The organism is Variovorax sp. YR634 (assembly GCF_900106655.1).
Taxonomy (GTDB): domain Bacteria; phylum Pseudomonadota; class Gammaproteobacteria; order Burkholderiales; family Burkholderiaceae_C; genus Variovorax.
Map to the genome: position 1 here is coordinate 18,325 of NZ_FNOL01000021.1, position 16,832 is coordinate 35,156.

Annotated in this window: 15 protein-coding genes; all 15 read right to left on the bottom strand. The window is 68.5% G+C overall.

Annotation, left to right across the window (positions count from 1 at the left end; translation table 11 throughout):
* Positions 1–23 precede the first annotated feature (23 nt).
* The 15 genes from BLV60_RS26830 to BLV60_RS26900 all read right to left on the bottom strand — a co-directional run bounded on the left by BLV60_RS26830 (position 24) and on the right by BLV60_RS26900 (position 16,829).
* Entirely contained in the window at positions 24–803 is a 780-nt protein-coding gene (locus tag BLV60_RS26830; protein WP_093058343.1) for a LuxR C-terminal-related transcriptional regulator, read from the bottom strand.
* Positions 796–1,920 (bottom strand): UDP-glucose 4-epimerase GalE, encoded by a 1,125-nt coding sequence (gene galE / locus BLV60_RS26835; protein WP_093058344.1) that lies wholly within the window; start codon positions 1,918–1,920, stop codon positions 796–798. The genes BLV60_RS26830 and galE overlap by 8 nt, the downstream gene beginning before the upstream one ends.
* 28 nt (positions 1,921–1,948) lie before the next feature.
* Entirely contained in the window at positions 1,949–3,196 is a 1,248-nt protein-coding gene (locus tag BLV60_RS26840; protein WP_093058345.1) for a glycosyltransferase WbuB, read from the bottom strand.
* Entirely contained in the window at positions 3,193–4,452 is a 1,260-nt protein-coding gene (locus BLV60_RS26845) for a lipopolysaccharide biosynthesis protein (RefSeq protein WP_093058431.1), read from the bottom strand. The genes BLV60_RS26840 and BLV60_RS26845 overlap by 4 nt, the downstream gene beginning before the upstream one ends.
* 20 nt (positions 4,453–4,472) lie before the next feature.
* Positions 4,473–5,405, bottom strand: coding sequence for a hypothetical protein (locus BLV60_RS26850; RefSeq protein WP_093058346.1), 933 nt, complete (start codon positions 5,403–5,405; stop codon positions 4,473–4,475).
* 45 nt (positions 5,406–5,450) lie between these two features.
* Positions 5,451–6,410: a hypothetical protein gene (locus BLV60_RS26855; protein ID WP_093058347.1), complete on the bottom strand. Its 960-nt coding sequence runs from the start codon at positions 6,408–6,410 to the stop codon at positions 5,451–5,453.
* Entirely contained in the window at positions 6,407–7,504 is a 1,098-nt protein-coding gene (locus tag BLV60_RS26860; RefSeq protein ID WP_093058348.1) for a glycosyltransferase, read from the bottom strand. The genes BLV60_RS26855 and BLV60_RS26860 overlap by 4 nt, the downstream gene beginning before the upstream one ends.
* Positions 7,505–7,515: 11 nt before the next feature.
* Positions 7,516–8,841, bottom strand: a complete 1,326-nt coding sequence (locus BLV60_RS26865; protein WP_093058349.1) for a hypothetical protein — start codon at positions 8,839–8,841, stop codon at positions 7,516–7,518.
* 34 nt (positions 8,842–8,875) lie between these two features.
* Positions 8,876–9,874, bottom strand: coding sequence for a GDP-L-fucose synthase family protein (locus tag BLV60_RS26870; protein ID WP_093058350.1), 999 nt, complete (start codon positions 9,872–9,874; stop codon positions 8,876–8,878).
* A 79-nt stretch (positions 9,875–9,953) separates the two neighbouring features.
* Positions 9,954–10,658, bottom strand: a complete 705-nt coding sequence (locus tag BLV60_RS26875) for a sugar transferase (RefSeq protein WP_093058351.1) — start codon at positions 10,656–10,658, stop codon at positions 9,954–9,956.
* A complete protein-coding gene (locus BLV60_RS26880; protein WP_093058352.1) occupies positions 10,655–12,988 on the bottom strand; it encodes a polysaccharide biosynthesis tyrosine autokinase in 2,334 nt (777 codons plus the stop codon). Before BLV60_RS26880 ends, BLV60_RS26875 begins: the two co-directional genes overlap by 4 nt.
* A gap of 36 nt (positions 12,989–13,024) precedes the next feature.
* The gene (locus BLV60_RS26885; protein ID WP_093058353.1) at positions 13,025–14,236 is read right to left on the bottom strand and encodes a polysaccharide biosynthesis/export family protein; all 1,212 of its coding nucleotides are present in this window, start codon (positions 14,234–14,236) and stop codon (positions 13,025–13,027) included.
* A 67-nt stretch (positions 14,237–14,303) separates the two neighbouring features.
* Complete coding sequence (locus tag BLV60_RS26890) at positions 14,304–15,236, bottom strand: alpha/beta hydrolase family protein (RefSeq protein ID WP_256329593.1); 933 nt, start codon at positions 15,234–15,236, stop codon at positions 14,304–14,306.
* Between the two features lies 1 nt (position 15,237).
* The gene (locus BLV60_RS26895) at positions 15,238–16,059 is read right to left on the bottom strand and encodes a serine aminopeptidase domain-containing protein (protein WP_093058355.1); all 822 of its coding nucleotides are present in this window, start codon (positions 16,057–16,059) and stop codon (positions 15,238–15,240) included.
* The gene (locus tag BLV60_RS26900) at positions 16,056–16,829 is read right to left on the bottom strand and encodes a 4'-phosphopantetheinyl transferase family protein (protein ID WP_256329594.1); all 774 of its coding nucleotides are present in this window, start codon (positions 16,827–16,829) and stop codon (positions 16,056–16,058) included. The genes BLV60_RS26895 and BLV60_RS26900 overlap by 4 nt, the downstream gene beginning before the upstream one ends.
* Positions 16,830–16,832 lie beyond the last annotated feature (3 nt).

The following is a 16,832-nucleotide window of genomic DNA, read 5'->3' on the forward strand; positions in this document are numbered from 1 at the left end:
TTTGCGTTGTGGTGGGGCGGGGTTCAGATCAGGCCGGAGTACGCCGCATAGCTCACGGCCTGGGCACGCGAATGCACGTGCAATTTCTTGTAGATGTTCTTGATGTGGGCGTTGACGGTCTGCCCCGAGATGCCCAGCTTGACGCCGATCTCCTCGGTGACGTGGCCGCGCGCCACGAAGCGCAGGATCTCGCACTCACGTGCCGTCAGCGTCGCTTCGCGCGGGGGCGGCTCCACCGACGGCGGCGTGCGGCTGTCGGGCCGGTGGCTCAGCCGCGAGAGCAGCCGGCGCGCCAGCCGCGGCGTGATGGCCGCGCCGCCGTTGACCACCTGCAGCACGGCCTGCGCGAAGCTCTGGAGCCACGCGTCCTTCAGCAGGTAACCGGTGGCGCCCAGCTCGAAGGCATGCAGCACGTGCGACTCGTCCTCGAGCGCGGAGATCACGATGATTTCTCCCGTGCGATGTTGCTCGCGGGCTTCCTGGATCAGGTCGAAGCCGGTGCCGTCGCCAAGCCGCAGGTCGACCATCAGCACGTCGAACTCGTGCGTGGCCAGCAGACGGCGGCCGTCGCGCAGGCTGCCTGCCTGGCCTTCGAGCTGGATGCGCAGGTCCGACAGCAGCTCCTGCGCTATCACCCGGCGCATGAATTCGTCGTCATCCACGAGCAGGACGCGCACGGGTGCATCCTCCTGCCCCGTCAGGAAGCCGGGCCACAGCGGCGCAACAGGCGGAACGATGCCCGGTGGAAACCCCGAGCGGCCATCGGCCTGCTCGCCAAGAAAGGGGGATGGGTTGTCAGACATGGGTGTGTCCCAGGTTGGAGTTGATGTGGGTGCTGGTGCCGTTGCTCTGAAAGCGCGGGAGGTCCGCGGTAAAGGCCGGCGCCGGATCGTCGAAGCCGTGCGGGTTCGCGGCCTGCCAGCGCCAGCTGTCCGCGCACATCTGGTCGAGGTCGCGGCGCGCGCGCCAGCCGAAGGCGAGGAAGGCGCTGCGCGCGTCGGCCCAGTAGGCAGGTGCGTCCCCGGGGCGGCGCGGCCCGATGCGCAGGGCAATGCGGCGGCCGCTTGCGCGCTCGAAGGCCGACACCACTTCGAGCACCGAGGCGCCACGGCCGGTGCCGAGGTTGGTCATGAGAATGCCGCTGTGGCGCACTGCATGGCGCAGTGCCGCCACATGGCCTTCGGCCACGTCCATCACGTGCACGTAGTCGCGCACGCCGGTGCCGTCGATCGTTTCGTAGTCGTCGCCGTGCACCACCAGGCATTCACGCTCGCCGGCCGCGACCTGCGAGATGTAGGGCATCAGGTTGTTGGGCGGCCCGTGCGGGCGCTCGCCGAGCAGGCCGCTTTCGTGCGCGCCGACGGGGTTGAAGTAGCGCAGGCAGGCAATGCCCCAGCGCGCATCGGCCTGCGCCAGGTCGGCCAGCACGGTCTCGACCATGGCCTTGGTGCGGCCGTAGGGGTTGACCGCGCCGTAAGGTGCGCTCTCCGCAATGGGCGAGGGCCGCGAGTCGCCGTACACAGTGGCCGATGAGGAGAACACCAGAGTGCGCACATCGGCTCGGCCCATGGCCTGCACCAGCGCCAGGGTTCCAGCCAGATTGACGTCGTAGTAGCTCACCGGGTCGGCCACCGATTCGCCGACCGCCTTCAGTCCCGCGAGATGCACGACCGCTTCGATCCCGTGTGCCGCGAACACGCGGTCGAGCGCCGCCGCGTCGCGCACGTCGCCGCGCACGAGAACGGGTTCGACGCCCGTGATGCACGCCACCCGCTGCAGCGAACGCGCGTCGCTGTTGACGAGCGAGTCGAGCACCACCGGCAGGTAGCCCGCGGCGATCAGCGCCACGCAGGTGTGGCTGCCGATGAAGCCGGCGCCGCCGGTCACGAGGACCCTGGGTGCGAATGTGGACTTAGGCATGGTCGTGGTCCTCGTGTGGGGTGCCGCTTCAGCCGGCGATGCAGCGCTGCAGTTCCTCTTCGAGGCGCTGCAGGATTGCGTTGCGGTCAAGTTCGGCCTCGGCGAAGCGGCGGCCGGCCGAGCCCAGCAGCTCGCGCGTTTCAGGCGACATCGAGAGCTGTTCGATGGCATCGGCCAGCGCCGCCGCATCGCCCGGCTCGACCACCACGCCGCGGCCCCACACGGCCTCGCTGAGCGCGGTGCCGGCGTGCGCGGTCACGACCACGGCGCGGCCGCTCGCGAGCATGCCGCCCAGCTTCGACGGCATGACGAGGTCGGCGGCATCGGCGCGCTGTGGCAGCACGTGGATGTCGGCCATGCCCAGCAGCTCGTTGAGCCTTTCGGCAGGCTGCAGATCGAGAAAATGCGTGTTGCCCAGCCGGGTGCAGGCGTCCATCAGCGAGGCCCGGCTCGGGCCGTTGCCGCAGAACACGAAGTGGATGTTATGGGAGCACACCAGCAGGCGCGCCGCTTCGGCCAGCAGCTCGATGCCCTGCTTGCTGCCGAGGCTGCCCGCGTAGAGCACGACCACCGCGCCGGCGGGAATGTTCAGCTCCGCCCGAAAGCCCTGCACCGGCACGCCTTCGACCACAGGCGGGCGCGCAACGGGCTGGATGGCTTCCACGTCGACCCAGTTCGGAAACAGCACCAGCCGCGATTCGTCCACGCCTTTCTCCAGCGCCTTGGTGCACATCGTGGAAGAGATGGATGACACCCGGTCGAACTTGCGCATCAGCCAGCGCTCGGCGGCCAGGGCAAAGCGCCGCACACGCTCTCCGCGCAACCAGCCGAGGCCGAACGCAGCGTCCACTTCGTAGTCCTGCACGTGCAGCCAGGAGCGGATGCCGAGCAGCTTCGCGAAGCACAGCGCGGCCGGCGCGCAGGAGATGGGCGGCTCCACCACGAACACCACGTCTGGCTTCCAGCGCAATTGCGCCAGCAGCAGCGGAATGCTCGACAGCGTGAAAGACAGCAGGTGCCCGATGCGCCCCAGCGCACGAGGCTTCGAAGGCACCCAGGTGGGCGCGCGGCAGACAGTCACGCCGTTCCAGTCGGTCTTGCGGTAGGCCCATGCCGAGTAGCCCTCGAGCACCGACCACTGCGGAAAGAAGGGCGGCGACGCAATCACCCGCACTTCATGCCCGCGGGCGTGCAGCCACTCGGCCATCTCGCCCGAGTACTTGCCGATGCCGGCCAGCTCGGGAGCGAAGTTCATCGAGTAGACGAGGATCTTCACGATGCCTGCCTCCGCGTCAGCAGGCGCACGATCGGGAAGAAGCCGAATTGCAGGCGCATGCGCGTCTCGTACAGCACGAAGTCGGTCACGCAGGCAATGAAGAACACGTAGTGCGGCCTGTCCGGAAAGACCATCACCACCGCGCCGTATGACGCCAGCCGCAGCGCAACCTCCACCAGCGCCCAGGCGCCGAGCGAGCCCATCGAGGTCTTCAGCGACAGCACCATCTCGTGGTGGATCGTGTAGGTGCGCAGCAGGAAGTACGGCGCAATGCACATGAAGATGGTGCGCGCCTCGTTGCCCAGCTTGAGCAGCGGCGCGGCCACCGAGATGAGGGCGGCCAGCCCGACGAAGAGCCCGCAGCCCAGCAGGAAGGAATGCTTCGCCAGGCGCAGCTTGGCCGCAGTGAAATTGCCTGCGTCCGTTTCCAGCATCGCGGGCGTCTTCGTGACCAGGAAGGCCTGCACGAACTGCGACGGCGCTTCGGCCAGCAGGAACGCGAGCTTGAAGGCCCCCACGTAGCTCAGCGGCATGAAGTACGCCACGATGAGCAGGTCCGACTTGCGCAGCAGGAACATGAGCAGCGAATACACCGTCGCACCGACCTGCGATGCCAGCCCGAGCGCGGCGCGCCCGGCCGGTGGCGCCGCGCCATTGCCCGGCAGGCCGACGGCCACGCACACCACCACGACGGCGAACAGGTTGATGAGCAGCAGGTGCGCCACGCCCAGGTCGAAGCGCACCGCCACGCACAGGCCTATGCCCACGACCAGGATGGTCGCGCGGATGCCGGCCTCCAGGTTGAGCAGCCCCGCGTGGCCCAGGCCGCGGCTGAACGAAAGGCGCAGGCTGTTGAACGAGAAGACCGCCAGCGTGGCCACCAGCAGAAGGAAGGGCGCGTCGCCCACGGGCATGTGCTGCACCGTGAGGATTACCGTCACCAGCACCGTGGCCAGCGGCAGGCCGATGGCCAGCGTGCGCACGACGTCGCCGCGCGTCACGCCCGGCGGCACGCTCGCCGCATTGCGCGAGAACAGCAGCGAACTGCCCAGCGTGCCCATCACCAGCGCCACTTCCATGACCGACTGGTAGATGGAGTACTCGCCGAAGCGCGCCGGCGAAATGCTCGCCGCCATCAGGAAGATCGCCAGGAAGCCCGACAGGTACACATACAGCCGCGAAGCAAGCGCGCCCAGGCCCGACAGCCAGGCCATGCGCGCGCCGGGCGGAGCAAGTGACAGGCTGAAGTGCTTCATGGCGTCGGCTGGCTCCACGCTTACTTGCCGACCGGGGCGCGGGATACGCGGCCGGTGTCGAACAGCCGGCGCACGAATGCACCGGCCCGGAACGAGTTGTTCTTCGCGCGGCGGGCCATCTGCAGCGCGTAGGTCACGGCCGCCACGGTGTGCGTGTGGCCGCGCAGCGCGAAGGGCATGGCCATCTTGGCGCTGCCCTGGAAGTGCAGCGCGACCACGCGCGTCAGTTCGCCGGCGGTGCTCGTCAACCAGGCCTTGCCATCGCGGTACGCAATGCGCTTGGCGCCGCCGAGCACCTTGAACTCCCGCCGCACGAGGTTGTGCATGCCGTTGATGTTGTGGTCGATGACCGTGCCGTCGAGCACCCGGTTGATGGGGGCGTCGTTGCCCGTGGCGTGGGCCCAGAGGTAGAGCAGTGTCATGTCGGACACGCCGCCGCGCACCCCCCGCGCGGCAAAACGCCCCGCGATGTCGCGCAGCTTCCTGCGGCCCGAGGGGGTGGCGTAGCTGTCGAGCACATAGGCCACGAAGCGGCGCAGGCCGTTCGCGGTCCAGTAACTGACATGGGGCGAGATCTGGCAGGGGTTCCAGCCGTCCGCGGACTGCATGCAGGAACCCGAAAAGTCGGACTTGCCCGCAAGCCGCGCGATATGCGGCGCCGCACCCTGAAAAAGCAGCACATCGCTGTCGATCAGCACGAATTCGCGCACTTCGGGGTGGGATTCCAGAAACTGCGCTAGGAGAAAGTAGCGCCGGAAGCAGATCTTCTCGAACTCCGGCGGGTTGCTCGACAGATGCACGTAGGACCGGCAGAAGCGTTCGTAGGCCGGGCCCGCGTCGGTGTCCGACAGCACGAAAAGCGGCTCGCCGGCCAGCGCCGCCGATTCGCGGCACAGCGCGAGGGTCTTGTTCTGGCGGTCTTCCACGACGATGAAGGGCAGGGTTGGGTTCATGGCGCTTGGTTGAGGGTTGACGGGATGTGACAGCGTTCTTTGTGCTCAGGGCTTGCGCGCCGTAACGCTCTTCATCAGCGCGACGTGCGCGGGAAGAAAGCGGCCGGCGGCGTCGATGGGCATGTCCAGCGTGAAGAGGCCGCGCACGGCGGCCGCTTCCGAAATCCAGCTGCGCAGCTGCGCCGCCGTGAAGCGCGCCGGCGCCTCGCGGCCCCACGAGGCGCTCAGCGGTGTCAGCACGTGCAGCGCCAGCTCCGATGGCGGGGCGGTGAGATGCGCGGGCGGCTGCATGTATTCGCCGGCCATCAGGTTCTGGCAGGGCGCTGACTTGGCGCTGAAGCGCTCAGCTCCTTCGCCCGCGTTGAAGGCCAGCCAGCGGTTGGCGGCGCCCGTGCGGGCCGCGCTGCACAGCATTTCCCAGCCGGCGGGCGTGATGCCCTTCGTGTTGTAGGTACCGTCGAACCACCAGCCGCTCACGAGCGAGCCGTAGCGTTCCGACCAGTCACGGATCACGCTCGACCATGCGGCGATGAAGCGCGCGGGCGGCGGCTCCTGCTCGGACACGTCGCCCAGGCAATCCATCAGCGCGGGGTCTGCCTGCGGCGCACGAAACGGCAGGTAGAGGATCAGCGAGATGCCGCGCTTGCGCAGCGCCTGGCCGATCTCCATCGGCAGGTCGCGCGGCGAGCGGTTCGCGGCGCTGCCCGGGCAGAGCACTTCGAGCGCGGCATTGGGCGCGATGTACTGGCCGTTGTTCTGGCCCAGCGTCAGGATCAGGTGCGAGGCGCGCATGTCCGCCAGCGTCGACGCGAAGGCCTCGACGTCGAAGCGCTTGATCTCGTTGATCGATTGCTTGTCGGGCAGGTAATGCACCATCACGCCGAAGCCCGGCATCGGGGCGCCCGCCGATGTGACCGCGGGTTGTGCGCGGCCGGCCAGCGGCATCACTGCCAGCAACAGCAGCGCTGCAAGAAAACGCATCGCGGGGAACGGCCATTTCGTCATGGCATGGCCCGGGCGAGCGACAGCGCGCCGCGCTTGAGCATGAGATAGCGTCCCGCGACCGCGGCTGGCGCGCAGGCAGTGGCATGGACCCACACCGGATGCGTGCGCTCGTGGCGCGCGAGGTACTTGGCCAGCCGGTACGGGTCGCTGGCAGCGCTGCCCACGAAGAAGGCGTAGTCCGTGAAAAGCTCGCGGTGCACCGGAATGTCCGACAGCAGCAGCGGCACGCCCAGCGTTGCCGCTTCGGCCGCCGAGAGGTTGAAGCCCTCGAAGGTAGACAGCGAGATGAACGCGGTGGCGCCCTGGTACAGCCGCAGCAGCTCGTCGCGCGACACCAGCCCCCGGTGCCGCACCGAGCCACGCACCTCGGGCGCCAGCGCGGCCACCATGCGCTCGACATCGGCGGCGCCGTTGCCGGTGATGTCGAGGTAGTCGACCAGGCCCGCGCGCTTCATGCGCTCGAAGAGGGCGAGGATGCCGCCGAAGTTCTTGTGCGGGTAGTAGTGGTAGGCCGCGATGAGGTAGCGCTCGCCCGGCGCCGCATTCGTTGCCGCACCCGGTGTAGTGGGTGCTGCCGCGACCCGGGGCGCGTCCACCGGGTTGAAGATCACGGCCGAATGCTCGCAGTGGCCGAAATGGCGCTCGAAGTCCAGCTGGCTGCTGCGGCTGATGAAGACCACATCCGCCGCGCTGTGCGCCGCGCGCCAGAGGCTCCAGTCCAGGAAAAGCCGCTTGCTGCGCCTGAAGTACTGCGGGTAGGCCTTGTACTGCAGGTCATGGACGATGACGATCGAATCGCGATGCCGCCCGAACAACGTCAGCGGCAGGAAGTAGTTGGGAAACACCGAGAACAGCTGCTCGCCCGTGAGCAGCGCGCGCAGGTAGTGGAAGTTGTAGAGCAGCGTGTCGAGCACGAAGCGGCTGATCTTCAGGCGCTGCGCCAGCGCGTAGATGCGCGGATGCCGCTCGCTGACCGGCTCGACGCGGTCGTCCCGCGACATCCGCATGTGGCGCAGCAGCACCTCGGACACGTTGAGCACGCCGCCGGCAGCTTTGTTCAGGCGCACGGTGTCGTAGTAGAGGTAGGTGGCCATCAGCGACGTCCTCACGCACTCGGAAGGCCGTGCCGCACCGCGCGCGGCAGCGGCCGGCGGGCACGGGAACTCAGGGCGCCGGCAATGACGGCGGCGATCAGGCCCGAGACCGCGAACGGTCCCCAGCCCAGGATCGGGCCGCGCATGAACGGCACGTAGGCGGCGAGCAGCACCAGCGCCGACAGGTAGGCGCCCGACAGCGGCCGGTTCGGATCGATGGCGCGGTCGACAACGCGAAAGCCCGCCGAGATCGCATAGCCGAACAGTGCCGGCCCTGCCAGTCCGAAGTCGAAATACGCCGTGGTGAAGGGCGGCAGCGACAGGTTGCTCTGCGAGAAGTTGCCGAGGATGGCCGACCAGCCGAGCGGGTCGAAGTCCGGGAACATCTTCAGGTCGCGCGGCAGGAAGAACGAGAACGCCGAGAGCAGGTAGCGACCCCAGCCGAGATCGGGAATGGGTGCGCGCTCCAGGATGCCCGCGACCACGAACATGGCGTCGAAGTCCTGGCTGAACGGAAAGGTCGTGAGCTCTTCGCCCCAGAAGCTGCCGCGCGAGATCAGGTTCAGCACCGGGCCCAGGCCCGCGATGGAGCCGAAGATCACGCTGCCGAGCAGCCAGCGCCGGCTGCGCCCCAGGGCGTGGATGAGCAGAGGCAGCAGCCCGATCAGCAAGACCTGCCGCGCCGTGTTCACCGGGTTGGCCGCAGCCAGCGCCAGGCCGAACGCCAGGCCCGCCGCGCACCAGGACCACAGCGTGCGACGGCGCACGGCGTGGATGGCCAGGGCCACGAAGCACATCAGCACCACCAGCTTGGGCAGCGTGGAATAGAAGATGAAGTCGATCGGCACGTTCTCTTCTCCGCCGCTGGTGCCAGTGAGGCCGCGCGCCACGAAGTTGAGCTCGGGCTTGATGAACAGCGTGGCGAAGGCCGCGAGCGAGCAGCTCAGCAGCAGAAGAAGAGGGTGGGCCACGCCGACCAGCCGCCGGTCATGCCCCCCGGGCAGGTGCGCGGGTACGTCGGGCACGCCCAGCCGCGCGGCCTCCACGCCGGCCATGTACAGCAGCAGGAGCATCAGTGCCTGCGTGTGCGCCGCCGTGCTCATCACGCCTGCCTCCCAGAACTCCACGTCGTGCGAGATCTGCATCGCCGGCGCGATCGAGAAGTACGTGAGGATCGTCGCGTAGTGGATCAGAAGGAACACGCTGGAGCCCGAGGACCCCAGCAGCGAGAGCTGGATCAGCGACAGCGCGCACACCGCCGCATAGCCCCACACAGGGTCGACCATGCCGCACAGCATGGCGCAGACGATGCCGGACCAGAAGGAGAGGATGCGCATGTTGGGCCTGCTGTGGTGTGGCTGCCGGGGTGGCTCAGGCGGCGACCTGCGCCGTCTGGATCGGGTCGATTTCCTCGACCGGGCGGATCGCCGTCTGGTAGTCGGCGTAGGTGCGGCGAAGGCCTTCGGCCAGCGACACCGTCGCGTGCCAGCCGAGGCTGCTGGCGCGCGACACGTCGAGCAGCTTTCTCGGAGCGCCGTCGGGCTGGGCGAGGTCGTAGCGGATGGCGCCGGTGTAGCCCACCACGTCGCGGATCAGCTCGGTGAGCTCGGCGATCGACACGTCTTCGCCGGTGCCGAGGTTGATGTGCCCGCGCATCGCGTCGGTCTGCCGGTCGTATTCGGCGCGCGACAGGTTCATCACCTCGATGCAGCCCTCGACCATGTCGTCGACGTACAGGAACTCGCGCCGCGCGCGGCCGCTGCCCCAGATCAGCACGCTGGGCGCATTGCTGATCTTTGCCAGGTGAAAGCGCTGGATCAGCGCCGGCACTACGTGGCTGTTTTCAAGATGGTAGTTGTCGCCGGGGCCGTACAGGTTGGTCGGCATCACGCTGCGGTAGTCGATGCCGTGCGTGGCGCCGTACTGGCGGTTGTAGCTCTCGCACAGCTTGAGGCCTGCGATCTTGGCGATCGCATAGGGCTCGTTGGTGGGTTCGAGCTTGCCGCCCAGCAGGTACTCCTCGCGGATCGGCTGCTCTGCCATGCGCGGGTAGATGCAGCTGGAGCCGAGGAACAGCAGCCGCTTGACGCCCGAAACGAATGCCTGGTGCGTCACGTTGGTGGCGATCGCCAGGTTCTCGTAGATGAACTGCGCGGGGTAGGTCATGTTGGCGTGAATGCCGCCGACCTTGGCCGCCGCCAGGTAGACCTGGTCGATCTGCTCCGTCGCGAAGAAACGGGCCACGGCCGCCTGGTCGAGGAGGTCGAGTTCGCTGTGGGTTCGCGTCACCACGTCGTGGCCCAGTTCGCGCAGGCGCCTTGTCGTCGCCTGACCCACCATGCCGCGATGACCTGCAACAAAGATACGCATATGAGCTTTCGTGAAGAGGTTGATGAAGTTCGAGGGAGACGAAGTCGAAAGGAATCGAAGGAAGCGGTGACGGCCGCGGCTAGCGCGACCCGCGCGCACCGGTCACCACGCCGAAGGTCTTCAGCAGGATCGCGAGGTCGCGCCACAGCGACAGGTGGGCCACGTACTCCGCGTCCATCGCGGCGCGGCGGCGGTAGCTGATCTCGTTGCGCCCGCTGATCTGCCACAGGCCCGTGATGCCCGGGCGCACGGCGCAGTAGTGGTCCCAGTAGTCGCCGTACAGGTCCTTCTGCGTGAACATGCAGGGGCGCGGGCCGACCATGCTCATGTCGCCCTTGAGCACGTTCCAGAACTGCGGGAATTCGTCGATGCTGTACTTGCGCAGGAAGGCGCCAAAGCGGGTGATGCGCGGGTCGTGCACCAGCTTCTGGTAAATGGCCCATTCGCGCCGCGCGGCCTCGTTCTCGCGCAGGTGGCGCGCCAGCACTGCGTCTGCGTCAGCCACCATCGAGCGGAACTTGTAGAACTTGAAGACGCGGCCGTCCTTGCCGTAGCGCGGCTGCATGTAGATGGCCGGGCCGCCCGAGGTATAGAGCACGCCGAGCCAGATGAGCGCGTAGGCCCAGCCGAAGAAAACGAAGAACGAGCCGGCCATCAGGATGTCGGCCGCGCGCTTGGCATGGCGCAGCCAGGGCGAGCCGCCGAGCGGCCCGTACGCGGCAGTGTTGGCCGCCGCGCTGCCTGTTCCTCGCCCTGCGGGGGTGGTCGATCGAAGCGTGCTCATGATGTTGCGTGCTCCGGTTCGATGCGTTTGGGCATGACGGTGTCGGCCGTGTCCAGCGCGTAATGGGGTTCGCTGCGTGTTGTCGTGGCCGGGGCATAGCCGTAGTAGCCGTAGCCGTAGCTGCGGTGCTGGCGCCGCGAGGTGTCCACCGCGTTGAACACCACGCCGTGGAAGGCCGCGCCCACGTGGGCCAGGCGCTTGGCGCTTTCCACCAGCTCGCCCATTTCGCTGCTGTCGGCCCGGGCCACCAGCAGCAGCGTGCCCATGTTCGGCGCCATTGCGGCGGTCTCCGATGCCAGCAGGGTGGGGGGCGCATCGACGATCACCACGTCGTAGCGTGCGGACAGCGTTGCCAGCGTGTGCTCGAAGGCATCACTGGCCATCAGGCCGGCGGGGTCGGGATGCAGCGTGCCCGCGCTCATCACGTCCAGGTTCAGCAGCACGCGGTGGTGGATGCCCTGCTCGAGCGGCACGCCGCCGGCGAGCACGTCGGACAGGCCGTTCTTGCGCTGCAGGCCGAACTCCTCGCTCAGGCTGCCGCGGCGCAGGTCGCCGTCGATCAGCAGCACGCGCTTGCCCGAGGATGCGAGCAGCGTGGCGAAGTTCGACGACACGAATGTCTTGCCCGCGCCGGCCGTGGCGCTGGAGATGAGCACCCGGTTGTTGGGCGCGCCCAGCATCGCGTACTGCAGCGTGGTGCGCAGGCGGCGCAGGCCTTCCAGCGCCGGGTCTTCCACGTGCAGCGCCGCCAGCACCTTGACGCCAGGCTTGCCGGTGCGGATGGCGCGGTCGAGCACGCGCTGCTGGGTGCTCAGCGGAATCGTGCTGTACACGCTCAGGCCTGTGATGGCCTCGATGTCCTCGGGGCTGCCGATGGAGCGCTTCAGGTTCTTGCGCGCCAGCGCCGCAGCGCCGCCGAGGAACAGGCCGCCCGCCAGCGCCAGTGCGATGACGATCAGCGGCTTCGGCCGCACGGGCTTCTCGGCCAGCAGGGCCTGGTCGAGCACGCGCACGTTGGCAACCTTGCCTTCCTTGGCCAGCCGCATCTGCAGCGAGCTGTTCAGAAGCGTCGCGTAGAGGTCTGTGTTGACCTTGATGTCGCGCTGCATGCGCAGCGAGTTCTGCTGCAGCATGGGCATGCGGCGGATGCGGCCGTCGACCGCGCCGAGCTCTTTCTTCAGCGAAGCGATCTGCGAATCCAGCGTCTGCACCATCGGGTGCGCGGAAGTGAAGCGGCCCACCAGGTCCAGCCGCTTCTGCTTTGCATCGAGCAGCTTGGCCTGCAGGTCCACGTTCTGCGCCAGGGCATTGCGGGCCTCGTCGTCCAGGTTGATGGTGCCGTTCTGGTTGCGGTACTGGTTGTAGGCGTCTTCCGATTGCTCCAGCTGCTGCTTGAACTTGGGCAGCTCGGTGCCCAGGAAGGACAGCGCGCGCTCGGCCTGCACCGTCTTCTGGTCGATGTTCTGGCGCACGTACAGCCGCGAGATCTCGTTGAGCACGTTGGCCAGCTGGCCGCGGTTCTCGGCCTGCAGGCTGACGTCCATCACGCCGGACTGCTTGCCTTTCTCGACCACGCGCAGGTCTTTCTGCAGCCCAAGCAGGGTGAGCTGCTTCGAATGGCGCACCAGCTCGAAGGCGCCGCCGGGCTGGGCCTCGAACGAGCCCACCAGCAGGTGCAGTGCGCCGCCGGGCACGGTGGCGTCGAGCGGCACGCCGGCCTTGCCGTTCAGGGGCGTTTCCAGGTCGGGGTTGGTCAGCGTGTAGTTGCCGCCTTCGCCCGCGATCAGCGTGAACTTCTTGCCCTCGAACGCGCTCGGCACGTCCATCTGCGCCACGGCGATCTGCTCGGTGCCCGAGACATAGTTGCCCATGCCGAAGATGCCGGGCGTGGAGAGATGGCTCGAATGCCGCGCGAGGAACTCGCCCACCACCGGGGTGTAGAGCGGCTTGGCGCTGATGAAGAGCTTGGTGTTCTCCATGGCCTGGCCGAGCACCATGCGCGAGCGCAGGATCTCGGTCTCGCCGGCGGTCGACGTCTTCACGCTGATGCCCCCGCCGCCGTTGGCGTCGCCAGGGAAGTTGCCGCCCGAGCGATCGGGATCCTCGACCTGGATGAGGATGTTGGCCTCGTACATGCGCTGGCCGAACAGCGCATAGCCCACGCCCACCAGCAGGGCCAGCGCCGCGATGATGGCAATCAGCCAGCGGCTGTCGATCAGGATGTCGAGGTATTCATGGAACCGGGATTCCCGGGTCCAGGCGGTGGTCTCGAGCACCGTCACGGGTGCGGCCGCGGGTGCGGGAAGCGTAGGTTGCCAACGCGCGTTCATGGGATTCACCTTTTCCTGTTGCGGGGTGCTAGGCGCTTACCGGCGTGCGGTGTCGCGGGCAAGATTGATGACCTGGGCGGCCGGCAGAATCAGGCCGAACACGCGGCTCAGGCTGACCAGTGGCACGCGGTCGACGTACACCACGTCGCGCGGCTGCAGCTCGAAGCGGTCGGCCAGCGCGAGCGCCACCGGGTTCTTCGCGTTGAGGTTGTAGACCTGCTGCACGTCGAGGTTGTCGGGCGAATTGCGCACCACGTAGATCTGGCCGGGGTCGGAGGTGGCTAGGTCAGGTCCGCCCGCGTCGCCCAGCGCCTCGTTCAGGCTCAGCCGGCCGTTGTTGCGCATCTGCAGCGCCGACGGGGCCTTGACTTCGCCCATCACGTAGACACGGCTGTCCTCGCGGGTGCCGACGTTCACCACGTCGCCGTTGCGCAGCGGGATGTTGTTGCCGTCGGCGCCCAGGGCCTGGAGCGCCGGCAGGTTGATCTCCGTCGAGACACCGCCGCGCGTCAGCGTGATGCGCGAACGGTCACCGGCCTGCGTGAAGCTGCCGGCGCGGCTGATGGCCTCCGACAGCGTCATCGGCACGTCGGTGAAGATCTGCAGGCCGGGCGTGCGCACCTCGCCTTGCACGTAGGCGCGCTGGCTGCGGAACGACTGGATGCGCACCGAAACCTGCGGGTCTTTCACGAAGGCCTTGATGCGCTTCGCGACCAGCTCCGACGCGCCGCTCTCCGTCAGGCCCTGCAGCTTGGCACGCCCGATGTAGGGGAAGAAGATCTCGCCCTTGGCATCGACGATGAAGCCGGGCGCGACGGTCACGCCGGTCGGGTCGGACTGCTGCGCGATCACCGCGCCGGCGTTCGGCAGCAGCTCGGGGTGGTCGTACACGATGATGCCGACCACGTCTCCCGGCCCGATGGTGTAGGTCGGCGGCGCGGCGAACAGGCGCTTGATGCTGTCGGGCACGCTCTTGGGCTTCTGCGCGATCTGCGCGCGGATCAGGTCGGGCGTGATCGCAATGACCTTGCCGCTGCCGGCGGAGGCCGTGCTGTCACCGGTGGAGCGGTCGAGGCCCAGTGGCCCCACCGAGCCGAAGCCCGGCGCGCAGCCCGAAAGCGCGACCAGCCCGAGGGACAGCAGCAGGGCCAGGCCAAGCCATCGCAGGCGGGACTCCACCTGTGCCTGGGCACGGACTGCGAGAGGGCGCGTTCCGCATGACTGCGTCGCTGGATCTTTGCGTTGCATGGTGATCTCCTTGACGGCCGGTTGAAGGTGGGTGCTCGGGGTGAATGAAAGGGTGAAAAGGCGCGCCTCAGGGCGCGGCCCAGGTGGTGGGCAAGGCGTGTTCGGCGCCCGCGAGCGGGCGGCTCTGGCTGCGTCGTTCGGTGCTGGCGCCGAAGCAGCGGTCGGTGACCCAATCGCCAACACACTGGAGGAACAGCCGCTGCCCCTTCTCCGTGCAGACGGTGTGATCGACCTCGCCCATGAACTCGTACTGCACTGCCTGCGTGTAGGGCAGGCGGGCGAAGGCGCCGAGCTGGTCGCGGCCGCGGTCGCATACATGCAGCGAGCCCGAATACAGAAGCTGCACCGCCACCTTGCGTTCGACCAGGCTCTGCAGCGCAGTGCCGAACCAGGCCGCATTGACTTCGGGCGCGCGCTTCTCCGCGAAGAAGCCAGGCAGCGCCGTTGTCGAGTGGCTGCGCGAAAAGTGGCGCTGCAGCCAGCGCCTGGCCTTGCCGGGAAACGACGGGTGCGCGGGCGCCGCCAGCGCGCGGCGCAGGTTGCGCTCCCAGCGGGCGCGCCGCTCGGGGAAGGCGAAGCCGTCGAACAGCGACACCGCCACCACGCGCGTGTCGGCCAGGGCCGCCGACATGGCATGTTCCACGCCCGAGCACATGGCGACGATCACGAACTGCCGGGCCCCCAGCATGCGTTCGGCGATGTCCATGGCCGCCTGCAGGCTGTGCACGGCACGCGCCTGCAGGTCGGGCGAGGTGTCGAGCGCGTCGCTGTCGCCCACGCCGCCCAGGTCGAAGCGCAGGCTGCTCACGCCGCGCGCGGCCAGCACGTGCGCCAGCTTCACATTGATGCGGCGCGGGCCCACGCGGTGGTTGGCGCCCATGTTGAACATGAGGCAGGCAATGCCGCCGGGCGCCTGCTGCGCGGGTGCCGTGAGCATGCCCACCAGCGCCTCGCCGGGGCCGAAGCGCATCGGCGTCTGTGTTGCTCTTGCTGTCGTCATGTCATTCATGAAGAGCCCCCTGGAGGCGGTTGAGCGCATCGGCCGGGACCATCGCGCTGTTGGGATACGGGTCGGAGGCCCAGTCGAGCTGGTGCTTGAAGTACGCGAGGCGAACCGGCATGTGGCGCGACTGCTGGTCGGCGGCCCACTGCGCGGTGCGCTCGTCGTCGGGCTCGGCCAGCACCAGCGTGTCGTGCAGGGCGGTGAGCGGCAGCGACTCGGGAACCAGCGCCGCAAGCTGTGCGCGCAGCGCGGGGGAGAGCGCGGTGCCCAGGGCCTCCTCGGGCAGCGCGTCGGGCTCCTGCACGAGGCCACGGCGCCAGGCCAGGTCGGGAATGCAGAAGGTCGTGTCGATGGCGGCCACGTGTTGTTCGCGCAGCAGCCGCGCATAGCGGCGTCCGTCGATCACCGGCTCCCACAGCACCAGCCGCACGGGGTCGCAGCGTCCGCCACGCGCGGCCAGCACGGCCAGCGTGGCGCCGAGCCGTGCGCCGATCCACACGATGGAGGCGCCCGGCGCGCGCCGGCGCAGTTCTTCGTGCGCCGAGCACAGGTCGCGGCGCCAGCCGTCGAGTTCGCCCTCGCTCTCGTCGCCGGGCGAGTCGCCCGATCCGTAGAAATCGAAGCGCAGCGTGGCGATGCCGGCGCGCGAGAGGCGTTCGGCCAGCACCTTGAAGAAGCGATGGGTGCGCAGGCCCTCCTGCCCGAAGGGCGGGCACAGGAGCACCGCGGTGTTCTCCGCCCGGTCTTCGTCGGCCGCATGGAACACGCCGAAGACCTGGCGCGAGGCCGGCCCGAACATGAGCGGCGTGAAGCGGGTCATTGCGTGGCCCCTGCGTAGCGCGCTGCAGTGCTCGTCTTGGGAGCGGTCGACCGGCTCATGTGTGTGCCGCCGTCATCCGACCCGAATGACTGGGCGCGGGCTTCGGTCTGGCGCCATTCGGCGAGCGAGCCTACGCAGTCGAGCCGCTCGGGCGCCGGCCCCACCACCAGCCACAGGATGCGGCCGGCCACCGAGAGCTCGACGCTGCGGCGCTCCGGCGTCAGGCCCACCTCGAAGGTCTGCGACGACACCAGCAGGCCCACGCCGATGGCCTTCAGGCAAGCTTCCTTGCGGCTCCAGCAGGTCAGGAAGGCACGGTCACGTTCGTGCGCGGGCAGGGCGGCCAGCGCTTCCTGTTCGCGGTGGGTGAAGTATTCCGCCGCGAGCGCCGCTGCATCCGGCACCGGGCGCAGCAGTTCGACGTCGGCGCCCAGCGGGCCGCGCCCGCCGATGGCGATCAAGGCCAGGCCCTGGCTGTGGCTCAGCGAGAACTGGGTGCGCGTGTGACCCGACAGCGAGGGCCTGCCGAAGGAGCCGGTGGACAGTTGCAGCGCGGCGTTGTGCAGGCCCGTGTACTCGCTGAGCGCCTGCCGCAGCGCGATGTGCGCAGCCACGAAGCGCTGGCGGTCGACGGGAGAGCGCAGGTTCTCGGCGCGCGCGCATTCTTCTTCGGAGAGCACCTGGGCGGGCAGCAGGTCGGTGAAGCTGTCCAGATCGACGTACCGGCAGACCGGCGCGTCGATGGAAAGTGCGTAGGCGGAGCTGTTCATGCT